General features: G+C 68.6%; 22 protein-coding genes. 9 read left to right on the top strand and 13 right to left on the bottom strand.

Annotated elements, in window-relative coordinates:
- The first annotated feature begins 33 nt into the window (after nt 1-33).
- Nucleotides 34-627 (top strand): HalX domain-containing protein, encoded by a 594-nt coding sequence (locus C477_RS22055; protein ID WP_008896795.1) that lies wholly within the window; start codon nt 34-36, stop codon nt 625-627.
- 26 nt (nt 628-653) lie between these two features.
- Here the strand turns inward: C477_RS22055 and C477_RS22050 are convergent, their stop codons facing one another.
- The 7 genes from C477_RS22050 to C477_RS22020 form a co-directional block, all read right to left on the bottom strand.
- Nucleotides 654-2552, bottom strand: coding sequence for a PAS domain-containing protein (locus tag C477_RS22050; RefSeq protein ID WP_008896794.1), 1899 nt, complete (start codon nt 2550-2552; stop codon nt 654-656).
- A 150-nt stretch (nt 2553-2702) separates the two neighbouring features.
- Entirely contained in the window at nt 2703-3704 is a 1002-nt protein-coding gene (locus tag C477_RS22045) for an ornithine cyclodeaminase family protein (protein ID WP_008896793.1), read from the bottom strand.
- A gap of 153 nt (nt 3705-3857) precedes the next feature.
- Nucleotides 3858-5087 carry a GNAT family N-acetyltransferase gene (locus tag C477_RS22040; RefSeq protein ID WP_008896792.1) on the bottom strand — a complete coding sequence of 410 codons (1230 nt, stop codon included), beginning with the start codon at nt 5085-5087 and terminating at the stop codon, nt 3858-3860.
- 87 nt (nt 5088-5174) lie between these two features.
- Nucleotides 5175-5456, bottom strand: a complete 282-nt coding sequence (locus C477_RS22035) for a hypothetical protein (protein WP_049914766.1) — start codon at nt 5454-5456, stop codon at nt 5175-5177.
- 121 nt (nt 5457-5577) lie between these two features.
- Nucleotides 5578-6735: a pyridoxal phosphate-dependent aminotransferase gene (locus tag C477_RS22030; RefSeq protein WP_008896790.1), complete on the bottom strand. Its 1158-nt coding sequence runs from the start codon at nt 6733-6735 to the stop codon at nt 5578-5580.
- A gap of 2 nt (nt 6736-6737) precedes the next feature.
- Nucleotides 6738-7223, bottom strand: a complete 486-nt coding sequence (locus C477_RS22025; RefSeq protein ID WP_008896789.1) for an Lrp/AsnC family transcriptional regulator — start codon at nt 7221-7223, stop codon at nt 6738-6740.
- A gap of 367 nt (nt 7224-7590) precedes the next feature.
- Nucleotides 7591-8265, bottom strand: a complete 675-nt coding sequence (locus C477_RS22020; RefSeq protein WP_008896788.1) for a hypothetical protein — start codon at nt 8263-8265, stop codon at nt 7591-7593.
- A 201-nt stretch (nt 8266-8466) separates the two neighbouring features.
- On the opposite strand from C477_RS22020, the gene C477_RS22015 reads away from it, so the two are divergent.
- A complete protein-coding gene (locus tag C477_RS22015; RefSeq protein WP_008896787.1) occupies nt 8467-9036 on the top strand; it encodes a thioredoxin family protein in 570 nt (189 codons plus the stop codon).
- Between the two features lie 202 nt (nt 9037-9238).
- Nucleotides 9239-10396 (top strand): mechanosensitive ion channel family protein, encoded by a 1158-nt coding sequence (locus C477_RS22010; RefSeq protein WP_008896786.1) that lies wholly within the window; start codon nt 9239-9241, stop codon nt 10394-10396.
- 133 nt (nt 10397-10529) lie between these two features.
- Here C477_RS22010 and C477_RS22005 read toward each other — a convergent pair whose 3' ends face one another.
- Nucleotides 10530-10988, bottom strand: a complete 459-nt coding sequence (locus tag C477_RS22005; protein WP_008896785.1) for a cupredoxin domain-containing protein — start codon at nt 10986-10988, stop codon at nt 10530-10532.
- 132 nt (nt 10989-11120) lie between these two features.
- Nucleotides 11121-12227, bottom strand: coding sequence for an NADH:flavin oxidoreductase/NADH oxidase (locus C477_RS22000; RefSeq protein ID WP_049914795.1), 1107 nt, complete (start codon nt 12225-12227; stop codon nt 11121-11123).
- Nucleotides 12228-12476: 249 nt separating this feature from the next.
- On the opposite strand from C477_RS22000, the gene C477_RS21995 reads away from it, so the two are divergent.
- From C477_RS21995 to C477_RS21980, 4 genes are read left to right on the top strand one after another with little or no spacing between them, the layout of a single operon-like run.
- The gene (locus C477_RS21995; protein ID WP_008896783.1) at nt 12477-12692 is read left to right on the top strand and encodes a hypothetical protein; all 216 of its coding nucleotides are present in this window, start codon (nt 12477-12479) and stop codon (nt 12690-12692) included.
- Nucleotides 12689-14128, top strand: coding sequence for a sodium:solute symporter family protein (locus C477_RS21990; protein ID WP_008896782.1), 1440 nt, complete (start codon nt 12689-12691; stop codon nt 14126-14128). The genes C477_RS21995 and C477_RS21990 overlap by 4 nt, the downstream gene beginning before the upstream one ends.
- 40 nt (nt 14129-14168) lie before the next feature.
- Complete coding sequence (locus C477_RS21985) at nt 14169-15254, top strand: phenylacetate--CoA ligase family protein (RefSeq protein ID WP_049914764.1); 1086 nt, start codon at nt 14169-14171, stop codon at nt 15252-15254.
- Nucleotides 15226-16632 (top strand): aldehyde dehydrogenase family protein, encoded by a 1407-nt coding sequence (locus C477_RS21980; protein ID WP_239641917.1) that lies wholly within the window; start codon nt 15226-15228, stop codon nt 16630-16632. Before C477_RS21985 ends, C477_RS21980 begins: the two co-directional genes overlap by 29 nt.
- 15 nt (nt 16633-16647) lie before the next feature.
- Here the strand turns inward: C477_RS21980 and C477_RS21975 are convergent, their stop codons facing one another.
- Entirely contained in the window at nt 16648-17391 is a 744-nt protein-coding gene (locus C477_RS21975; protein WP_008896779.1) for an SDR family NAD(P)-dependent oxidoreductase, read from the bottom strand.
- 134 nt (nt 17392-17525) lie between these two features.
- Between C477_RS21975 and bluB the strand changes: the two genes are divergently transcribed.
- Entirely contained in the window at nt 17526-18221 is a 696-nt protein-coding gene (bluB, locus tag C477_RS21970) for a 5,6-dimethylbenzimidazole synthase (RefSeq protein ID WP_008896778.1), read from the top strand.
- 77 nt (nt 18222-18298) lie between these two features.
- Nucleotides 18299-19144, top strand: coding sequence for a BtpA/SgcQ family protein (locus C477_RS21965; RefSeq protein ID WP_049914793.1), 846 nt, complete (start codon nt 18299-18301; stop codon nt 19142-19144).
- A gap of 24 nt (nt 19145-19168) precedes the next feature.
- On the opposite strand, the gene C477_RS21960 is transcribed toward C477_RS21965, so the two are convergent.
- The 3 genes from C477_RS21960 to C477_RS21950 form a co-directional block, all read right to left on the bottom strand.
- Complete coding sequence (locus tag C477_RS21960) at nt 19169-20491, bottom strand: hydroxyacid-oxoacid transhydrogenase (RefSeq protein WP_008896776.1); 1323 nt, start codon at nt 20489-20491, stop codon at nt 19169-19171.
- On the bottom strand, nt 20491-21297 hold the full coding sequence (locus C477_RS21955) for an N-acyl homoserine lactonase family protein (protein ID WP_008896775.1): 807 nt from the start codon (nt 21295-21297) through the stop codon (nt 20491-20493). The genes C477_RS21960 and C477_RS21955 overlap by 1 nt, the downstream gene beginning before the upstream one ends.
- A 95-nt stretch (nt 21298-21392) precedes the next feature.
- The gene (locus C477_RS21950) at nt 21393-22640 is read right to left on the bottom strand and encodes a tripartite tricarboxylate transporter permease (protein ID WP_008896774.1); all 1248 of its coding nucleotides are present in this window, start codon (nt 22638-22640) and stop codon (nt 21393-21395) included.
- Nucleotides 22641-22723 lie beyond the last annotated feature (83 nt).

The following is a 22723-nucleotide window of genomic DNA, read 5'->3' as shown; positions in this document are numbered from 1 at the left end:
TGCTTCCACGAATCGCTACCGGAGGACCCGTCAATGGCCACTGATACCCCGTCCGTCCTGATCGTCGAAGACGAGCCAGATCTCGCGAATCTCTACGCCGCGTGGCTCGGCGACACCTGTGACCTCGAGACGGCCTACGACGGCGAGACCGCGCTCGACGCCATCGACGAGACGGTCGACATCGTCCTTCTCGACCGGCGGATGCCGGGACTGTCCGGCGATACGATCCTCACGACGATCCGCGACCGCGGGCTCGACTGCCGGGTCGCGATGGTCACGGCCGTCGAACCGGACTTCGACATCATCGAGATGGGCTTCGACGATTACCTGGTCAAACCCGTCTCGAAGGACGAACTCCGGCGGATCGTCGATCAGCTCACCCTCCGTGCGAGCTACGACGAACAACTGCAGGAGTTCTTCGCGCTCGCCTCGAAGAAGGCGCTGTTGGACGCCCAGAAGACCGACGCCGAGCTCAAATCCAGCCAGGAGTACGCGCGGCTCCGGGATCGACTCGCGGTGCTTCGCGTCCAGGTCAACGACACGATGGAGGAACTGCTCGAGCAGAACGGGTATCGACAGCTCTGTCAGGACATCACGCGGGATTCGATCCTCCAAGAATCGGACTGAGTACGCGTCTTCGGGAGTCGGACCGATTAGGCGTCGCGCTCGAGGGTCGTCACGTCCCGGATCTCGAGTCGCGTGCCGCCGTTCTCGCCGTTGTCGACCGACAGCTCCCAGTCGTGGGCTTCGGCAATTGCCCGGACGAGGGCCAGCCCCAGCCCGTCGGCCGCGACCCCGTCGTCGGTCTCGGCCGTCGGATCGAGGACCCTCTCGTGAGCGGTCGGCGGGATCTCGGCGGCGTCGTCGAGCAGGAAGAACCCGCGGGAACGCTCCCCGTTCTCGAAGCCGACGAACCCCACCTGGATCGTCACCTCGCTGTCGGCGCGGGCCGCGGCGTCATCGAACGCCGTCTCGAGGAGGTGGACGAACCGGTCGGCGTCGGCCCGCAGCGTCGCCGGCTCCTCGACGACGACCGAGTCGTAATCGAGTCGGGAGCGCTCTAGCGCCTCGTCGATCGCCGACTCGAGGGAAATCCGGCTTCGGGTGCCGACGGTCGAGGCGTTGCGTGCGAACTCGCGGATGTCGTCGACGAGCCGTTCGGCCCGATCGAGCGTCGCTTCGACGGAGTCCTCCGCGAGCGGGAACTCCCACTCCTCGTGAGTCTCACCGCCGGCGCCGGCGCGGGCGGCGCCGTCGCTCTCGAGGGCGTCGGCGACGGTCGACAGCTGGGCTTTCAGATCGCTCGAGAGGACGTTCGCGACCGACTCGAGGCGTTCGGTCTGGCGCTCGAGTTCGGCGGTCCGCTCCCGGAGGACCTGCTCCCGGTCGGCCCGGTCGAGGGCCGCCCGAGTGTTCTCGACGAGCGTCGAGATGAGGTCGACGTCGGTCTCGTCGAAGCGGTGGGGATCGAGCGACCCGGTCATGAGAACGCCGTGGGTGCCGATCGGCGCGATGATCTCCGACCGGATCGGCGTCTCCGGGTTGTAGATGTCCTCAACCTCCCGGAGGTCGTCGAACCGCTCGACCTCGCCGGACTCGAAGACGTCCCAGACGAGCCCCTCGCCCGGATTGAAGCGAGGGAGGCCGCCGAACTCGTCGTGGGCCCCTGCGGTCCCGGCGACGGGTTCGAGATAGCCCTTCTCCTCTTCTAACAGCCAGACGCCGCTGATCGGCAGTTCGAGCAGATCGCTCCCGGAGTGGACCGCGATCGCGCAGATCTCCTCGGGATCGTCGGACTCGAGCAGCCAGCGGGTCACCTCGTGGAGCGACGTGACGACGCGCTCGTACTCGCGGCGGTCGGTGACGTCGCGGATCACGGCGGCGACGGTCGCGACGTCGTCTTCGATCGGGACGAAGCGGAACTCGCCGATCCGATCGACGCCGTCGGCGTCGATATACGGCACCTCGACGGTCCGCTCGACCGCGCTGCCGATGTCGATATCGGTGATCGCTCGACCGATCTCGACGGCGTCCTCGGCGGTGATCCCCGCGCGGTCGATGAGCCGTTCGACGTGTTCGCCGACGAGTTCCGACCGGTCGATGCCGAGGGCCGTCTCGGTGGCGTCGTTGACGGTGACGATCTCTCGGGTCCGATCGAGGGTGACGACGGCGTCGTTGACGGCCTCGACGACGGCGGCGTGTTGGGCCAGGGTGGTCTCCTGGACCTTCCGGTCGGTGACGTCGCGCATGTAGACCGAGAGGCCGCTCTCGGAGGGGTAGGCCCGCGCCTCGAACCAGGTCTCGAGTTGCGCGTGGTAGATCTCGAAGGAGACGGGGACCTGTTCGTCCATCGCGCGGTGGAAGCCGTCGGGGAACTGCGTCTCGACGGTCTGGGGGAACTCGTCCCACATGACCCGTCCGATCAGCTCCTCGCGAGAGCGTTTCAGCAGCGTCTCGGCGCGCTCGTTTACGTACGTGAAGCGAAAGTCCGTATCGAGCGCGAAGAAGGCGTCGGTCACTCGGTCGACGATCGGGACGGATCGCAGCGTCACGGCTGGTCACCCCCCGCGCCGGTCGGTGCCGGCGCGATGACATCCCCCACTGCGGGACGATCGACCCGCTTCCTCGTTGCGATCATCGACAGCCAGTTGTTCCCTCTTTGCGGACCGCGTATTTCAGTGTCGTGGCCGAACAACGGCACGTTACTCCCGCTCGTACAGCGAAACCGTCGTTCCGAGGCCGCGATCGACGGCCCGGTCAAAGACGAATTCGGCGGTCGCAGCGTCGAGAACCGCCGTCCCGACGCTCTCGAGGACGACGATCTCCGCCGCCGACTCGCGGCCGTCGTCGCCGGCCAGTACGTCCCCGAACGGGCGAACGTCGAGCCCCTCGTGCCCGCGCAGGTCGCCCGTTTCGCGGGCTTCGTCGGGAACGTCGGCGAAGACGCGAGCCGCGCGGTCGATCGTCTCGTCGTCCAGTTCGCGCATCTCGGGTGTGTACGCGCCCACGGCGATCACGAGCGCTCCGTCGGCGAGGGTTCCGCCCGGGAAGACCGGCTCGGTACTCGTCGTCGCCGTGACGACGACGTCGGCGTCCGTCACGGCCTCCCGCGGGCTCTCGACCGGCGCCGCCGGGACGCCCAGTTCCGCCTCGAGGTCCCGGGCGCAGTCGATCCGGGAGTCGCTCGGCGAGGTGACCCGGATCGACTCGAATCGGTCGACGCCGACCGCGGCGGCGATGGCTCGCGTCTGCCAGCGGGCCTGGGTACCGGCGCCGACGACCGCCACCTCGAGCGAGCCGTCGACGGCGAGTTCGCGGGCGGCCAGCCCGCCGATACAGCCCGTCCGAGCGCCGGTGACTCGCTTCCCGGCGAGATAGCCGACGGATTGGCCAGTCTCGGCGTCGATCACCTCGATCTGGGCCGTGACCGTCGGCAGTCCGCGCTCGGGGTTGTCCTCGACGACGGTCGCGAGTTTCGTCGCGGCGTAGTCGGCGCCGTGGACGTACGCCGGCATGCAGAGTCCGGTTCCGGCGGGGTCGTCGGGAGCGTCCGGGTCGAGCCCCGTTCCGATCGGGTAGTGGGGTCGCTCGGGCCGCTCGACGTCGCCCGCGCGTTGCTTCTCGAAGGCGTCGGCCACGACCGGCAGCAGTTCCTCGAGGTCGAGGACCGACGCGACGTCGTCGTCCGACAGCACGCGAACCATAGTCGAGCATATGCGCTCGAGTACTTCAGTGTGGACGCGACGGCGCGGGGATGGGCGACGGTCGCCGATGGCGGCCGCCGGCGACCTTCGGCCGTCCGACCGCACGATCAGCCGACGACCGCGCGGGACCGACGAGTCGGCGGCGACCCGTCTTCAGAAGAATTCGCCGAGGTAGACGTCGGTCTCGGGGAACAGCGCTGCGAGCGTCTCGAACGCCTCGGGCGCCGCCGAATCGCCGACCGCGAGTCGGCCCGTTCGCTCGAGATCCCGTACCGACCGGGTGCCGACGACGATTTGGGAGAGCGCGCTAATCTCGAGGCGGACGTCGGCCGCGTCGGTGCCGTCGCCGACGCGCTCGCACGTCGCGGTTTCGTCGGTCACCTCGAGGGTGAACGTCCCGTCGTTCCAGTCGACCAGCGGGTCCTCGACGGCGATCGTCAGACTGGCGTCGCGGTCGGGATAGGACAGTGCGGACAGCGTCTCCGCGACGTCGACGATGCGGACCATCGGGCCGTCCGAGACCGTCGTCTCGACCTCGTCGGGGTCACGGACGAGATCGCGAATCGGGACGTCCGCGGGGAGTTCGAAGCGGACGCGCTGGACCTGCGACTCGTGTCTGTAGCAAAACGCCAGCAGCGACAGCAGGGCCTCGCGGTCGGCGAAGACGAGTTCGGAGACGTCCATCCGCCGGTCGCCCTGTCCGCCCTCCATCGCGTAGACGAGATACCCTGCGACGTCGCCGTCGCGCTCGTACGCGTAGACGAACGGATCGCGGTCGCTGCCGTCGAAGATCCGGTAGCGCCACCAGTCCGCGTCGCGCTCGAGGGCCAGCCCGTACCGGTTCGCGTGGGTCGCGTAGACCGACTCGAGGTGGCCGTACTCGTCGGCCTCGAGACGACGGAACCGTCCGCCATCGGCCGTCTCACCGGTCGCGACCGACAGCAGCGACGGCTCGAACTCGTGGGTTCGGACCCGGTTAGCGGTGTCCCAACCGTACTGCCGATAAAAGCGGTAGCGGAACGGCCACAGCACCGAAAAGCGGACGTCGCGGTCGCGGTACTCCGCCAGCGAGCGGGCGAGCAACTGCCGGACGTGACCGCGCCGGCGGTACTCGGGGGGCGTCGAGACCGACGCCAGCCCGGCGGTCCGGTGGCGGTCGCCGCGGACGTGCGACTCGAGCCAGTAGTGCCGACAGACGCAGCGGGGATCGGCGTCGTCGGCCGCCTCGCTCGCGTAGAGGCCGCGCCGGGAGCCGAGCGTCGCCCGCGGCGTCTCGTGTTCGTCCGGATCGTACGCCGGGAGGCCCTCTTCCGGGCTGAACGCGTAGCTACGGTACTCGTGGAAGACGTCCCGTTCGTCCGGGATGGGACGGTAGTCGACCATGCGAACGTGAGCGAGGGCGACCCAGAAAACCCTTCGTGATCTCGAATCGCCGCGTAGCGACTCGAGGCGCGTTCACCGGACCGTCCGTCAGTCAAGCACGATCAGTACGCCACCGACGATCGCGAGGGCCGCGCCAGCGACGGTGAGCCAGAGCAGTCGCCGATCCGGAACCGATTCCTTCGGCGCCCCCGAGAGCGCCTCGAAAACCGATCCGGCGACCATTCCGAGGCCGCCGATCGTCAGCAGGACCGGGACGACGCCGAGGCCGCCCGAGAGCAGTCCGGAGAGCCCGATGAGGCCGAGAGAGCCACCGCAGACGGCCATCGAAACGTAGTACAGATACACTTCGCGGCGCGACAACGGACTCATGATGGGATAGTAACTAGTCGCGGAGTAAGAAGCTACCGAATGGGTAGCCGACAGCGTGGTCGGGTACCGCGCAGGCCCCGAGCGGGACCGATAGCGGGCGATCGAACCGGCGTCGCCCGTCTCAGGCGTGGTCGTCGACGAACGCCTCGATGCGAGCCAGCGCTTCACGGAGGTCCTCGAGGCCGGTCGCGTAGGAGATCCGCAGGTGGCCGTCGCCGCCGGCGCCGAAGACGTCGCCGGGGACGACGGCGACGCCCTGCTCGCGGAGGACTTCCTCGGCGAACTCCTCGGCGGTGAAGCCCTCGGGCACTTCGGGGAAGCAGTAGAAGGCGCCCTTGGCCTCGAAGACGTCCATCCCGATCTCGCGGAACCGCGAGAGGACGAACTGTCGGCGGCGGTCGTACTGGCTCACCATCTCTCGGACGTCGCTCTCGCAGGAATCCAAGGCCTCGAGAGCGGCGTACTGGGCCGTTGTCGGCGCCGAGAGCATCGTGTACTGGTGGATCTTGTTCATCGCGGCGATGGCGTCGGCGGGGCCGAGCGCGTAGCCCAGCCGGAGGCCGGTCATCGCGTGGGCCTTCGAGAAGCCGTTGAAGACGATGGTGCGCTCACGCATCCCCTCGAAGGTCGCGATCGAGGTGTGCTCCCCGTCGTAGGTGAGTTCGGCGTAGATCTCGTCCGAGAGGACCATCAAGTCGTGCTCGCGGGCGAACTCGGCGATCGGCTCGAGGTCCTCCGCGGGCATGATCGCGCCCGTCGGATTGTTCGGATAACAGAGGACGAGCATGTCGGCCTCGTCGGCGCCCGCTTCCTCGAGCCCCTCGACGGTGAGCCGGAAGTCGTCCTCCTCGTCGGTCGACACGGGAAGCACCTCGCCGCCGGCGAAAATCACGCCGGGTTCGTAGGAGATGTACGACGGCTGGGCGATGGCGACCGTGTCGCCGGGGTCGACGAACGCCCGGAAGGCCAGGTCGACGGCCTCGCTGGCCCCGGCGGTGACGATGATCTCCTCGTCGGGATCGTAGCCCAGATCGAACCGGTCGGCGACGTAGTCGGCGATGGCTTCCCGGAGGTCGCGCCGGCCGCGGTTTGCCGTGTAGGAGGTCTTCCCCTGCTCCAAGGACGTGATCGCGGCGTCGCGGGCCGCCCACGGCGTCGCGAAGTCGGGTTCGCCGACGCCCAGCGAGATGACGTCGTCGCGCTCCTCGGCGATCTCGAAGAACCGCCGGATCCCCGAGGGCGGCACCGTCTGGACGCGATCGGACAGTTCGAACGTCATGGTCAGGGTGAAAACGAGAGTCGCTCGTCGTCTTCGCCGTCCCCGAGTTCGATCCCGTTCTCCTTGTAGGAGGTCATCACGTAGTGGGTGACCGTCTGGGTGATCTCGGGGACGGGCGCGACCTTCTCGCTGATGAACTGCGAGACCTCGCGGATGGAGTCGCCCTCGACCTCCATGTCGAAGTCGTAGTCGCCGCTGACCAGCCGCAGCGCTTTGACCTGCGGGAACCGTGCGAGGCGCTGGGAGATGTCGTCGTAGCCCGTCTCGCGGTCGAGGCGCACGTTCAACTCGACCTCGGCGCGGACGCGCTCGTCCTCGAGCTTGTCCCAGTCGACGACCGCCTGATAGCCGCAGACGACGCCCGTTGCCTCGAGTTCCTCGATGGCTGCTTCGACCTCGTCCTCCTCGAGGTCGGTCATTCGCGCGATATCGGCCGTCGAGTACCGCGCGTTCTCACGAAGCAACTCGAGCACCTCGCGTTCACTCATACCAACGCGAAGCGCGACCGCGAGTAAAGTTCTAACGTTGTTCGCTCACCGGAGCGGCGGTTCGATCGGCGACCTAGTGGAGCGCGGTTTCGCACTCGGGACAGATTCGCGAGTGCATCGGGACGCGTCGGTTGCAAGCGGGACAGGTGATATCCTCCTCCAACTGAAACTGGTATACTCGGTCCATAGAGATCCGTTCGAACGAACACCGACTACTACCATAAGTTACGTCGTAAGCGGCGGAGACTATCCGCACGGCGGGTTAGTCATGAGAACTGAGTAGGGGCGGCGGATCCGAAGTTCAATCGTCGGCGGGACGCGGATCACGGAGGGTCACGGCCGACGACAGATTCCCGGTAGTATTATCCTAGCGGTAATTTTTGAACAGGAGCGCCCGCACGTCGTCTTTCGTCTGGACCTGCTCGGTCGTGCCGTCCGGCAGTTCGACCTCGTAGCGGTAGTCCGCGGCGTTCGATTCCGCCCACTTGTCATCGTGGGTCTCGAGCAGGCTCATCATCTCATCGAGCATGTCGTCGTCGTCGGCCGAGCCGTCGCCGTCGCTCGAGTCGTCATTCGCGTCGTCGCCGTCGTCAGCGTCCGTCGCGTCGGCGGTGTCGCTCTCGCTTTCGGCGTCCTCGTCGCTCGAGTCGACCGTTTCGTCTTCGCTCTCGGCGTCGGGCTCCGGCTCTGGCTCGGAATCGGGATCGATGACCTCCGCGTCCGTCGCGGCATCGACCGCCGTCCCGTCGTCGCCGTCGACGGAGTCGTCTTCGATGTAGGAGACCGCCTCGAGGTCGTCCGAAGCCGACTCGCCGTCGATGGCGGCGCCGACCGAGGCGGCGACGTCGTCGGTCGCCGAGGAGTCCAGTTCCGTATCGATATCGACGTCGAGGTCCGGGTAGCCCTCGAGATTGTCGATCAGGAACTGGACCGCGTCGCGTTCGCGGACGAAGCCGTACTTGCCGACGACCTGTTCGGAGATTTCCTCGCGAAGCTGCTGGATGACCGCGTACTGTTCGTCGGTGACCTCGAGCGTTTGCATATGCAGTCGATGCGGCCGGGGGTACAAATATGTGAGTCGTCGTGATCGGTTCGCGCCTCGAGCGCGCCGAACGGAGGGGCCGCCGACCCGGTCGCTCCTCGAGACGAGGCCGATCACTGGCTGCCGACCACCGCCGGGCTTCCAGTCTCGCGGATTGCGACGAACGGGACCGTTAAGGGCCGGGAAACCGAACTATCAGATATGGTACTGAAAGAGTCCGACACCGAACTCGAGGCCGGCGATCCGGCGCCTGACTTCGAACTCGAGGGCGCCGACGGCGAGACGCACGCGCTCGAGGAGTTCGCCGACAACGAGGCGCTGCTGGTCGTCTTCACCTGCAACCACTGTCCCTACGCGAAGGCGAAGTTCGACCTGCTGAACGAGCTGGCCGACGAGTACGACGACGTCGCCGTCGTCGGCATCAACCCCAACGACGCCGAGGAGTACCCCGACGACTCGCTTGAGAAGATGCGGGACTACGTCTCTTCGGGACGGATCCAGTACGACGCCTATCTGCGCGACGAGAGCCAGACCGTCGCTCGAGCGTACGGCGCGGTCTGTACGCCGGACCCGTTCCTCTTCGCGTGGTCCAACGCCGACGAGGCGTTCCAACTGGTCTATCAGGGCCGCCTCGACGACGCGCTGAACCCCGACGACGAACCGACGCGGTTCCAGATCCGGGAGGCCATCGACTCGGTGCTGGCCGGCGAGTCGGTCGACCTCGAGTGGAAGCCGTCGCAGGGCTGTTCGATCAAGTGGATCGACGACTGACCGTCTCGGCGGACTGACTACGCAAACCGATCGACCGACGACCGATTTCCTCGCACGATCGACGGCTACCCGCCTCGAGCGGCCGACCGATCGCCGATCGGAACGGACGACCGCTTTAGGCAGTTGTGAACGTGGTCGCGACGACGGGTTGCGATTGCCGGGCGTTCGTTAAGGGCGCTCGCATTCCTATCACGGAGGACGAATGGCCTGGTTCGCTTCGGTCCTTCTCGTGGTCGTGTTTTCCCTTCGACCGTCGCCGATCCCGGAATTGCAGCGAACGTACCTCGACTCGCCGGGGGTCCGACTCCTCGCGACTGTACTCCTCGTCGCGCTCCTCCTCGTCGGGATCGGCGTCGCCTCCCGGGTGCGAGACCTCGCCCGCCGACGGCGCGGCCGACAGATCGCCGAGGCGAGTTACGTGTTCGTCCTCGGCGGCCTCGTCACCGGCGGCGTCTACGGCTTCAGCGTCATCTGGCGGGTCACGTACGTCCTCGAGTACACCCTTTCAGCGATGATGATCGACCGGTGGCTGGCCGCCCAGCAACTGGTCACGCTGGCGATCGCCCTCTCCGCCTACCTCGCGATGCGGTTCGTCAACCGCTCGATCGACAAACTCGCGCAGACGCGGGCGCTCACGAAACACCAGAGCGAGGTGGCCTACCACGTCTCCGACGTCGCGATCGTCGCCTTCGCCGCCACGGTGCTCCTGACCCTGTGGGGGATCGACTTAACGAACATCTTCATCGGCGCGGGGGCGATCACGGCGGTCGTCGCGCTGACGGCCCGCGAGACGCTGACGGCGATGCTCGCCGGCTTCATCCTGCTGTTCTCGCGGCCGTTCTACGTCGGCGACTGGATCGAGGTCAACGAGACCACCGGGATCGTCACCGACGTCACCATCTTCACTACCAAGATCCAGACCTTCGACGACAAACACGTCCTCGTTCCGAACGACGAGGTGACCGACAGCCAGCTGGTCAACTACTCGCAGAACGACCAACTCCGCGTCGACGTCGAGGTCGGTATCGACTACGACACCGATATCGACCGCGCCCGATCGGTCGTCGTCGACGCGACCGAGGACCTCGAGCCGGTCAAGAACGCGCCGAACCCGCAGGTGATCGCGACGGAGTTCGGCGAGTCGGCGATCCTGCTCGAGTGTCGCGTCTGGATCGCCGATCCAACGATGCGGCGACGACTGCAGGCGCAGTCGGACGTGATCGAGGCGATAACGACGGCGTTCGACCGCGAGGGGATCGACATCCCCTACCCGCATCGCGTCCACGCGCCGCGCGAGGAGAGCTTCCCCGTCGACGGCGGGATCGATCGCGGGAGCGCGGTCTCGCCGCTCGAGGACTGAACCGGCGGGCTCGAGCGGGCCGACGGTCGGTCGGAGAACGGATGCGACGGACGGTCGGAAAACGGGATTCGACCGACGACAGATCACGGCGAAACCTAGCGGACGGCAGGCGGACGCGTCGCGGTCGAGATCGTCACTCGACCCGAATCTCCCCCTGCATGTTGCTGTGGGGGTTACAGCGATAGTACGCGATATCCTCGCTGGCCGTAAACGAGAGGGTCTCGTCGGGGTCGCTGGTGAGCTCGAGTTTGTACGCTTCGTCGACGAGCTCCTCGTTTTCGTCCCAGAGCTCGATGTTGTGCGACGCGCTGTCGCCCGGCTCCCAGCCGATCTCGTACTCGGCGTCGGCCTCGAGGACGAGCGTCGGGTTCTCGACGTCCTCGATCGCCGCGGGCTGGAGCCCCGTCCAGCCGCCTATCTGACCCTCGAGCATGATGGTCTCGCCGGCGTCGATCTCGTAGGTGTCGTCGCCGCTCTCGTCACCGTTCTCGTCGTCACTGTCGTCGTCACCGCCCGTACAGCCGGCAACGGCGACGGCGAGCGTCGATGCACCGGCGGCCTTCAGCACGGTCCGTCGAGTGTGTTCGGTCATGGTAGCGTCACCGAACAGTACCGACCAGGGGACATTGAGCGAGACGTATATTCCCGAGGGGTGGGAGTACGTCCGACTATGTTCGGGCGCGGTACGACGGGGAGCGAACGCGACGGCTCTCAGACCGGTCGACTACCGGACCGCGCGCCGGTACTGGACGGGCCAGTGCGGGGCGGCGTCGTCCTCGAGTTCGCCGGCCGCGCGCAGGCCAAAGTACGGGTCTCGGAGGAACTGCCGGCCGACGAGGACGAGGTCCGCGCGGCCGTTTCGCACGACGGCGTCGGCCTGTGCGGGTTCGGTGACGCCGCCGACGGCGCCGGCGGCGACGTCGCTTCCCTCGCGGACGGCTTCTGCCAGGGGGACCTGGAAGTTCGGCCCGCCGGGTACCCGCTGATCGGGGTGGAGCCCGCCGGAACTGACGTCGACCAGATCGACGCCCAGTTGGGCGAAGTCACGAGCCAGCCGGACGGACTGGTCGATGTCCCAGGACTCGCGGTCGTCGAGCCAGTCGGTGCCCGAAATGCGGACGAAGACGGGCTTGTCGTCGGGCCAGACCTCGCGGACCGCCTCGACGACTTCGCGGACGAGTCGCGTGCGGTTCTCGAAGCTGCCGCCGTACTCGTCCTCGCGGCGGTTCGTCGCCGGCGAGAGGAACTCGTGGAGCAGGTAGCCGTGGGCCGCGTGCACTTCGGCGATCTCGAAGCCGGCCGCGAGCGAGCGCTCGGCCGCCTCGCGGTAGGCGTCGATCACCGTCTGAATGTCGTCGTAATCGGCCTTCCGCATCGCCGGCCGATCGCCGTCGAACGGCGGATAGGCGTCGGGCGACGGCGAGAGCACTTCCCAGCCTTCCGCGCCGTCGGGGTCGGTCTCGTCCGGCGCGATCGGAACGTTGCCGTCCCACGGGCGCCGCTTGCTGGCCTTGTGGCCCGCGTGGGCGAGCTGGATGCCGGGCACCCCACCCTGCTCGCGGATGAACTGGGTGATCGGCTCGAGCGCCTCGGCGTGCTCGTCGCTCCAGATGCCGAGGTCGTGGGGCGTGATCCGCCCGCGGGGCTCGACGGCGGTCGCTTCGGTCATCACGATGCCGGCCCCGCCGACGGCCCGGCTCCCGAGGTGGACGCGGTGCCACTCGGTCGGGAGGCCGTCGGTGTCACAGGAGTACTGGCACATCGGCGAGACGGCGAGTCGGTTGGGTATCTCGAGATCGCGCAGCGAAAGCGGAGAGAACAACTCTGACATCGGCGCGGTAGTACTCACGGCGACGGGAAAACGCCCGCGGAGGGAGCGGGGATTGCCCGTTTCGAAGGACCGGCGGCGCGGCGGCGCGAGCCGGGTTGTACCGTCAGGGGGTATCGCCGTGACGCGGTCCGAGCGCAGTGCGTGTTCGCCGGTCTCGCGGCCGAGCCTACCGTACGTCCGTTCCGCGGGAGCGATCGACGCGCCGGTCAACAGATTCAAACCGTCCAAACGCGGTTATACAATCCACTTATGAGAACTTCGGCTGACGGCCGCCTCGAGCGCGGTCTCTGGATCGTCTTCGGCGGACTGTTTGCGGTGATGGCCGCGTCGGTGTACGCGCCCGTCGAACCGATCGTCGGCGTGTTTCCGCTCTGGTCGACGGTGGCGCTGCTCGCGATGCTCGCGACCGTCGTCGTCGCCGCGATCGCGGGGATCGGCTACGGCTGGCCGAGTGAGGGACGATGAACGGAACGGTCCTCGCCATCGTCGGCCTCTATCTGGTCGCGACGCTGATGATCGGCTGGTACGGATACGTCCGGACGGGGACGACGCCGGCCGAGTACTTCCTCGCGGGGGGAACCCTCGGACGGGTCGTCTTTCCGCTGACGATGTTCGCGACGCTGATGAGCGCCTTCATCTTCCTCGGGAGCGCCGGCTGGGGATACCAGCACGGGATGGGGTGGTTCGCGCTCCTCGGCGTCGAGGCGGTCGCCGGGATCCCGCTCGCGCTGATCGGCCTCCGGGTGTGGCGGGTCGGCCGCGATCGGGGCTTTCTCACGCCGACGGAACTGATCGGCGCGGCCTACGACAGCGACGCGGTGAAGCTGGCGGTCCTCGTCGCGCAGTTCGTCTGGGCGATTCCGTACCTCGCGATCCAGGCGATTGGCGGCGGCCTGCTGTTCGAGTCCATCACCGACGGCGCGATCACGTTCACGCAGGGCGCGGTCTTGCTCACCGTCGTCACCGGGATCTACCTCACGCTCGGCGGCCTTCGGAGCGTCGCCTGGTCCGACGTCCTGCAGGGTATCGCGGTCGTCGTCCTCCTCGGCGGCGCGATCGGTTACCTGCTCCCCGCGCTCGAGCCCGCCGCGGTGACGGCGGAGCTGGCCAGCGAGACCGAGCTGCTGACGCCGGCGGGCGAACTCGGCTTCTTCACCCCCGGCGTGTGGCTCTCGTTCCTGTTGATGAACGCGATGGCGATGATCGCCTACCCGCAGATGTTCCAGCGGTTCCTCGCCGCGGAGGACGAGCGCGCGTTCCGGTCGCTGCTCGTCTGGTGGCCCGTGATGGTCGTCGTCGCGGCACTCGTCCCCGTCCTCCTCGGCGTGTGGGGCGCCGCGACGATGCCCGGCCTCGAGGACCCGGACGCGATCCTGCCGGCGCTGCTGTCGGCGCACGCGCCGCCGTGGATCTTCGGCGTCGTCATGGGCGGCGCGCTCGCGGCGATGATGAGCACGGCCGACAGCCTCGTGCTCACGCTGTCGTCGATCGTCTCCCGGGACCTGTATCGCGCTCACCTGAACCCGGACGCGAGCAGCGGCAGGGAGACGTGGGTCGGCCGGCTGACCGCGGTCGTCCTGTTAGGCTTCGGGCTTGCGATCGCGCTCGTCCAGCAGGGGACGATCATCGACCTCGCGGTCTACTTCATCCAGGGGAACGCGCTGTTGCTCCCGGCGTTCCTCGGCGCGCTGTACTGGCGGCGGGCCTCCGCGTGGGGCGCGCTGGCGTCGGTGTGTTGCGGTCAGGCGTACTTCGTCGCGGCGGAGTTCGGCCCCGCGCCGTCGTTCGCGTTCCTCCCGTTCGTCCCCGCGCTGCTCGTCGCCTGCGGCGCCCTTGCCGTCGGATCGCTGCTTTCGGGGCAGTCGAAGACGACCGCGCTCGTAGAGGCGAACAGGTCCTGATTCCACCCCACGTCACGAACAGACGATCACACTCACCATCATGATGGAGACGACGTACACGAACCCGCACGCACCGACCGACGCCACGCTCGACGAGTGGGTCGAAACCGTGGTCGCGACCCACTTCGATCCCGACGGCGGCACCCCCTACTGGCTCGAGTGGCAGGACGACCGCGGGATCGACGTTCGCGAGCGAGTCGACTCGTTCGCGGACCTCCGGGACGTCTTCGACCCGTTCGACCAGGACGTCCTCCGAACGCTCTCCGCCGCGGAGTTCGCGCCGCAGTCGCTCGACGGCGATCGGCGCGTCTACGAGACCGGCGGGACGACCGGCGCGCCGAAGCGAGTCGTCATGCGCGAGTACTGGCGCGAACAGGCCCGCTGGACGGCCCGACTGCTGGCGGAGTGGGAGTTCCCGACCGGAAACGTCCTCGGACTGGCTCCGCCGGGCGGCGCGAACAACGCCGGCACGTTCGTCCAGCACCTCGCCCACGAGTGGGACGCGCTGCCGTACCACGTGACGATGGACCCCCGGTGGGCCAAGCGCCTCTCCGAGCGACCCGACGACCGCGAGTTCGACGAGTACGTCGACCACCTCCTCGAGCAAGCCGAGCGCGTCCTCGAGAGTCAGCCGATCGCGGTGTTGTTCACGACGGCGCGCCTGCTCGAGCGGCCACGTGTTCGAGACCTCGTCGCCGACTCCTCGATCGAGGGGATCGTCCACGGCGGCACCGCGCTCGACCGGGACACCCACCGCGTCTTCCGCGAGGAGTGGTACGCGGACGTCGCCCTCGCCGGGGAGTACGGCAACACGCTGATGGGCGTCGCCCCGGAAGCGCCGCCGTCGCTCCGGTCGCCGTCCGAGCGGGCGTACCACCTCGATTACGTCCCCTGCTACCCGTATTTCGTCCCGGAAATCGTCGACGACGACGGCGAGGTCGTCCCCTACGGCGAGCGGGGAACGGTGCGACTCACCGTCCTGACGGAGGAGTTCTTCCTCCCGCTGCTGCCGGAGCGCGACGCGGCGATCCGGATCGAAGGGGCGGGCGACCTGCCGTGGGACTGGGTCCGCACGCCGGGCACGAGCGACCGGGCGAGTGAGGACGCCGTCGAAGGGGTGTACTGACGTGCTCCCGGTCGTCTCCGACGGCGAGCGGGAGACGGTCCGGTCGACGACGGTCGAGGGGATCGACGGTCCCGTCGCCGAGGCGGCGCGAGCGCCGACCGTCCGCGTCCGCGACGCGCTCTCGACCGCTCGAGAGGAGGGGTTCGACGCACTCGCTGACGTCCCGATCGCGGAACTGCTCGATCGCCTCGCGACCGCGGGCGCGCTGTTCCTCGGTGAGGGCGCTCCGTCAGCCGGCGCCGATCCGCTCGAGCCGTTCGAGACGTACCGCCGACGCGTCACCGAGGCGACTGGGCTGCCGGCCGGCTGGGTCCGAACCAGCGCCCACTGGCTCGCCGTCGGGCTCCGACACGCCGCCGAGTCGCTCCGGGCGCAGTCGCCGACCGGCGAGCTCGACGTCTACGACGACCCGACCTACACGCGGGAGACGACCGTGGGACTCGCGTTCACCCCTCGAGTGCGGGTCCTCGGCGCGTCGATGCCGGCCAACGACCCCACCGTCTACGCGTGGCCGGCGCTGGCGATCGGGATGCGGATTCCGATCGTCCTCCGCCCCTCGGACCGGGAGCCGTTCACCGCGATCCGGCTGGCTCGAGCGCTGCTCGCCGCCGGGATCCCGCCGTCGGCGGTCCACGTCCTGCCGGGGGATCGGGCCGTCGGCGAGACGATCTGCCGGGAGGCCGACCACGCCCTCGCGTTCGGCGGCGCGGAGGCGGTCGCGCCGTTTCGCGACGATCACGCCGTCGAGACCTACGGACCCGGGGAGAGCGTCGCGGTCCTCGGCCGCGACCCGACGGATCGGGAACTGGACACGCTGGCCCGCGGCGTCCGCCGCGCCGGCGGACGGGCCTGCTTCAACCTCACCCGGATCGTCGCGACCGGGGACTGCGATCCCGACGCCCTCGCCGAGGGAGTGGCGGATCGGCTGGCCGGTGCCGACGCGGGCCCGCTTCACGACGAGCGCACCGACGTTCCCGCGTTCGTCGATCGCGAGGCGGCCGTCAGAATCGACGACGCGATCGCGGCCATCGACGGAAGTGACGTCACCGCGGCCGACCGCGAGACGCGCCTCGTCGAGCGAGACGGCGCCGCCCGACTGCTACCGACAGTCCTCCGAACCGACGAACTCGTGCCCGAGTTCCCGTTCCCGTTCGTCGGCGTGACCGAACGCGCGCGGTCGGCGCTTCCGGACTGCCTCGAGGGCGCCTACCTCGCGGTCGCGATCGGCGACGACGACCTCGAGCGACGGCTGGTTCGTTCGCCCGCGTTCAGAAAGGTCTACGGCGGCGGCTATCCCGCGAGCGTCGACCTCCGGGAGACCCACGAGACGTACCTCGCGTCGTTCCTCTACGAGACGACCACCTACGATCCGGCGTAGCGCCGCCGGCACCGCTCAGTCGATCGACATGCCGCCGTCGACGCGGAGCACCTCTCCCGTCACGAACTCGTGGGCCGCGAGGAACCGGACCGCCGTGGCGACCTCCGCCGGCGTCGCCTCGTAGCGATCGAGGAGCGTGTCGACGGTGTGATGGCCCCGGAAGCGCCGCTCCTCGAACGATTCGGTGATCTCGTCGTTCATCGGCGTGTCGACGGGGCCGGGCGCGACCGCCGACACGCGGATCCCGTCGGGCCCGAGTTCGCGGGCCAGCGCTCGCGTGGCTCCCACGAGGCCCCCTTTCGAGGCCGCGTACGTGACGTCGACCGTTCCGAGTTCGGCCGCGACGCTGCCGACGTTGACGATCGCCCCCTCGGTCTCGCGAAGCGGATCGACCGCGGCCGCCGCGACGTTGATCGCCCCCTCGAGGTTGGTCGAGAGGACATCGCCGACTCGCGACGGCGCGGACTCGGCCGGCCCCGGGGCGACGACGCCGGCGGCGTTGACGACCGTCGACAGCGGACCCAGTTCGGCGGCGCCGTCGACCAGCGCCCTCGCGTCGTCGATATCGGCGACGTCTCCGCCGACGACCGTCGCCGTTCGCCCGCTGGACTCGACGACGTCGGCGGTCCGCTCCGCACCGGCCTCGTCGGTGTGGTAGCCGACCGCGACATCGGCGCCCGCGCGAGCCAGTTCCGCCGCGATCGCGTGTCCCACCGCGCCAGAGCCGCCGGTGACGAGTGCGGTTCCCTCGATCTGCATGCTCGAAGAGAGCCCGGTCGCCCAGTTAAGCCCTCTGCCACTCGATTCGGCGGGAGGAAAGCGACCGGCCCGCTGCGCTCGCCGCGCTCCCACACCCAAAACCGATATACAAGTACATCTTTACTACCGCGACTATGGTTGAATTCAGTTCGAGCGAGCGAGAGGCGATTTACAAAGCCATCTACGCGCGCCGAGATATCAGACGCTTCAGCGAGGAGCCGATTCCCGATGCGGTGTTATCGCGGTTGCTGGACGCTGCACACCACGCACCCAGCGTCGGCTTCTCGCAGCCCTGGGACTTCGTCGTCGTTCGAGACGACGGCACGAAGGCCGAAATCGCATCGATCGCCGAACGGGCGATCGCCGCCGCGCGCGAAGGGTATCGGGAACCGCGGAAGTCGGACTTCGGTCGGCTGAAGCTCGAGGGGATCACCGACGCGCCGGTGAATATCTGCGTTACCTGTGACCCGACCCGCGACGCGCCCCACGTCCTCGGTCGCAACACGATGCAGGAGATGGACGTGTATTCGACGTGTCTGGCCGTCCAGAACCTCTGGCTCGCCGCTCGCGCCGAAGGCGTCGGCGTCGGATGGGTGTCCTTTCTCTACCCCCACGAACTCCGCGACGTACTGGACGTTCCGCCGCACATCCGTCCGGTCGCGTACCTCTGTGTCGGCTACCCCGAAGACGGATTTCCGCAACAACCGGTTCTGCAACGCGAGGGCTGGCGCGAGCGCATCGACGGCGACGAGCTGATACACGAGGGTCGGTGGAATCCCGACAAAACTCCGGAGACGCCACCGCAGTCGCACTCGAGGACGAGCGACTGACCCTCCGTCAGCGGCCGACTCCGCTCGCGCTGACGATGTCCGCGATGATTTATCTCGCTGGCGGTGCCAGCGCCGCTATGCCCACGGTTACGCCGCTCCGAACGCGCTTCGACGCCGATCGACCCGTCATCGGGATGGTCCACCTTCCACCCCTGCCCGGCACGCCAGCGTGCGACGGCGACCGCGACGCCGTCCGCACGCGCGCCCTCGAGGACGCCCGTCGCCTCGAGGCCGGCGGGATCGACGGACTCGTCCTCGAGAACTTCGGCGACGCGCCCTTTCACCCCGACGACGTCCCGAAACACACCGTCGCCGAGATGACCGCCGTCGCGACCGAAGTAACCGACGCCGTAGACGTCCCGGTCGGGATCAACGTCCTGCGTAACGACGCCGACGCCGCCCTCTCGGTCGCCGCGGCCGTCGACGCCGACTTCGTCCGCGTCAACGTCCACGTCGGCACCGCTGCGACCGATCAGGGCGTCCTCGAGGGACGGGCCCACGAGACGCTCCGGCTTCGCGACCGGATCGACGCCGACGTGGCCATCCTCGCGGACGTCCACGTCAAACATGCGACGCCGGTCGGCGACCGATCGATCGATCGAGCCGCCCTCGAGGCGGTCGAGCGCGGCCGGGCTGACGGCGTGATCGTCTCCGGGCCCGGTACGGGCGCCGAGACCGCACTCGAGGCGGTCGAGCGGGTCGCCGACGCGCTGTCCGAGCGGTGCAGTGACGACTCCGAACCGCCCGTCTTCGTCGGCAGCGGCGTCACGACCGACACCGTCGCCGACTGCTTCGCGGCCGGCGCCGACGGCGTCATCGTCGGCACGGCGTTGAAGGAGGGCGCCGAGACGACCAACCCCGTCTCGAGCGAGCGCGTCGGGGACCTCGTGGCCGCACGGGACGCGGACTCGAGTGCGGACTGACGTTTCCGGCCGGCCGACACGGCTCTACTCCCAGTTGTACAGTGCGTCCCGGAAAATTTCCGCCGCGTCGGCTTCCGTCACCGGTCGCGGGTTACAGCGCAGCAGCCGCTGCTGGGTCTCGACGGTCTGGCTCGCGAGCCAGTCGACGTCCTCCTCGGTGACGCCGGCGAGTTCGTTCAGTCCGCTGGGGACCACGTTCAGGTCCCGCTGGAGGCGGACGTACTCCGCTCGAGCGCGGTCGGCGGCTTCCCGAGTCCCGAGCCCGTCGGTGTCGGCGCCCAGCATCTCCGCGACGCGAACGAACCGCTCGGGGTCGCTAGCGACGTTGTACCCCAGCGTGCTCGCGGGCGTGAGGACCGCGATCGTCTCGCCGTGGTAGGTGTGATACCGGTTCCCGACGGGGTAGGCCATCGCGTGACAGAGGCTCGCGCCCGCCGTGAGCCCGGCGATGGCGCCGAAGAGGGCGCCCTTGAGCATCGCCGCCCGCGCCTCGAGGTCGTCGCCGTTGTGGACCGCGGTCCGGACGTTGCTCGAGAGCAACTGAATGGCCTTCTCGGAGAACATCTCGGTGAGTTCCGTCCGACCGGCGTAGACGGGTCGGGTCTCCGGATCCGACGCCCGCAGGAGGCCGTCGAACGGATGGGTCGTGTACCCCTCGATGGCGTGGCCGAGCGCGTCCATCGCCGTCTTCCCCGTCGTCTCGGGCGGGAGCGTCGTCGTGAACGTCGGATCGAGTACGGCCGCGTCGGCACGGATGTGGTTGCTCGAGATCCCCTCCTTGATATCCTGCTCCTCGACCGAGAGGATGGCGACCGGCGAAATCTCGGCGCCGGTCCCGGCAGTCGTCGGCATGAGTACCAGCGGCGGGCCCGACTCGGTGAGCGACTCGCCCGCGCCGGTCGGCTCCGCGATGTAGTCGAGTACCTGCCCGCCGTTGGCGATCACCGCGCGGGTGGCCTTCGCGACGTCGATGCAACTGCCGCCGCCGAAGCCGACGTAGAAGTCGTAGCCCGCCTCGCCCTCGTTCGCGCGGACGAACTCGATGCAGCGGTCGACGTTCTCGATCGACGGCTCGCGTTCGGCGCCATCCCAGACGGTGACGTCGTAGCCTGCGTCCTCGAGGTGGTCCGTGACGCGGTCGACGTGGCCGATGTCCGCGAGCGTCTCGTCGGTGACGACGAGACCGTGCGGGTCGTCCGCGGCGTCGACACCCAGATCGGCGAGCTGAAAGCCCAACTCTTCGACCGCGTTGCGGCCGAACCGGATCTGGGGCATCTGGAGGTGCCAGACCGTCTCCGGCCCGAGGTCGTGCTCTGGCGCCGACACGGAGCGGTCGTAGCCCGACATCAGTTCCCCCACCCGTCTTCGATCTCGGAGAACTGCTCGGTGTCGTGGCCGTAGACGACCTCGGCGTCGTGGCGGCGCTCGAGTTCCTTGATCCGCTGGAGGCTGTCGAACCACTCGGTTTTCCCCCAGAGCAGGCTCGCGCCGAGCGGTTCCTCCGCCTCGTAGTTCGGCGCCTGATAGACCTGATCGCCGGTGAAGACGAGTGTCCCGTCGTCGTCGAGGTGGATCACCGTGCCCGTCAACCCGGGCGTGTGGCCGGGGAACCGGACGAACTCGACGTCCGTGAAATGCACCTCGCGGTCGCGGTGGACGACCTCCCAGTTCAGGTCGTGATCGAAGTCCTCGAGGACGTACGCGCCGCTGCCCTTGTCGGTCTTCGCGCTGTAGTAGGCGAACTTGAGTTCTCGTTCGTGGACGTAGATCGGGACGTCCGTTCCGTCGAAGAACTCGAGTCCGCCGGCGTGGTCGAGGTGCAGGTGCGTCTGGAACACCGCATCGATGTCGTCGAGGCGGTACCCCGCTGCCTCGAGGTCGTCGTCGAGCCGATGCTCGTGGGCGTCGTGCGGGTAGAACGCCTGCGAGAGCGCCTCCGGCCAGTGGCCCTCGAGGGCCTCGTGGTGAGAGCCCGTGTCCCAGAGGATCGTCGCCTCGGGGTGGTCGATGACGAGGTTCCAGACCGGGATCTCCTCGTAATCGAGGTCCGGATTCGGCTCGTCGCGAGTTCCGAGGGTCTGGCCCTCGATCATGTAGTTCTGGTCGCACTCGAGACCACCCCGGTGGATCACGTCGACGGTCGCGTCAACCATTTGAAGACACTGCGAGTTCCTACACTGATTCCGCGAAAAAACGTTTGCGTGAGGATCACACCCAGAGATGGTGGCGAGCACTTTTGCCGCGGCGGTCACGCGCCGACGATCAGCGGGCCGATCAGCACGCCCATCAGGTGGACGCGGCGGGCGCCGACGCGAATCGGAACCAGTCCGACCGCGGTCGCGACAGCGAAGACGCTGACACCGACGAGCCCCGTAAAGAGATAGGAGAGACAGCACAGGAGCGCGAGGACGGCGACCGAAATCTTCCAGTAGTCCGTCCGACCGACGAGGTCGAGATAGGCGTCCCCGACGACGATCACGAGGACGAAGCCGACGCAGCCGGCGAGGACGATTCCAGCGACCAGGACCGGCAACTCGAGGGGCGCGTTTACGGCGTCGAAAGCGACCATCACGCCGGTCCGAGGCTGGCCGATGGCGACCAGGGCGAACAGCGCGAAAATCGTATTCGCCGTGTCGACGCCGCTCGTCGCGACGATGTAGCCGCGGTCGCCGGATCGTCCCGGGACGACCACCAGGACCGCGACGGCGGCGATCGCCGCCGAGATGCCCGGAACGTAGCCGACCACGGCGCCCGCCAGCGCCCCGGCGATGGCCGTCCCGCCGACGAGCGGTCGGGACATCGCGATCGACTCGTCGCGCTGTGGCGGCACCCCGCCGCCGCGGATCGCGTCGATCAACACCGGCGCGCCGAACAGGCCCGCGAACAGCGGCGCGAGCATCCCGCCGGCCTCGAGGGGCGCGTCCGTCGCGAGATCGAGCGTCAGCACGCCGAGCGTCGCGGCGAGCGCGAACGAAACGAGGCCGCCGAGGCGGGTCCACCACGTCCGTTCCGACGCGATCAGCGCGACGACGACCATCGCCAGCACGACTGAGAGGTGGGTCCGGATCGCCGGATACGCGGCCGTCACGCCCCGCGTGACCGGGACGGCGAGCGGAACCGCCGCGAGGACCGCGAGCAGACTGCCCAGCGCCGAGAGCCGGATCGCCTCGTAGCCCCGGCCCTCGAGGACCAGCCGGTGGCCCGGCAGCGCGGTGACGGCCATCTCGGCGTCGGGCACCCCGAGCGCCATCGCGGGAACGGCGTTGACGAACGTGTGGACGACGCCGGCCGCGAGCATCGCGCAGCCGACGAACAGCGGCCGGCCGGGGATCGACGGCGCGAAGCCGGCGAGCAGGAGGGCGAAGTTGTTCGCGTGGAGTCCCGGGACGAGCCCGCTACAGCAGCCCAGCGCCGCGCCGGCCAGGAGCCACGCGAGCAGTCCCAGCGTCAGCGACGGCTCGGCGAGGATCTCGACCGACGCGGGGACAGCGGCCATCGCTCCCTCTGGCCGCGGCTCGTCGGATAAACTCGAGGGTCGATCGAACGACGGGGCGAGGAACCGATCGCCATGGCGTTCGG

The organism is Haloterrigena salina JCM 13891, from assembly GCF_000337495.1.
GTDB lineage: Archaea > Halobacteriota > Halobacteria > Halobacteriales > Natrialbaceae > Haloterrigena > Haloterrigena salina.
The sequence above is the reverse complement of the archived record's forward strand: the minus strand, read 5'-3'. Positions and strand labels throughout refer to the sequence as shown.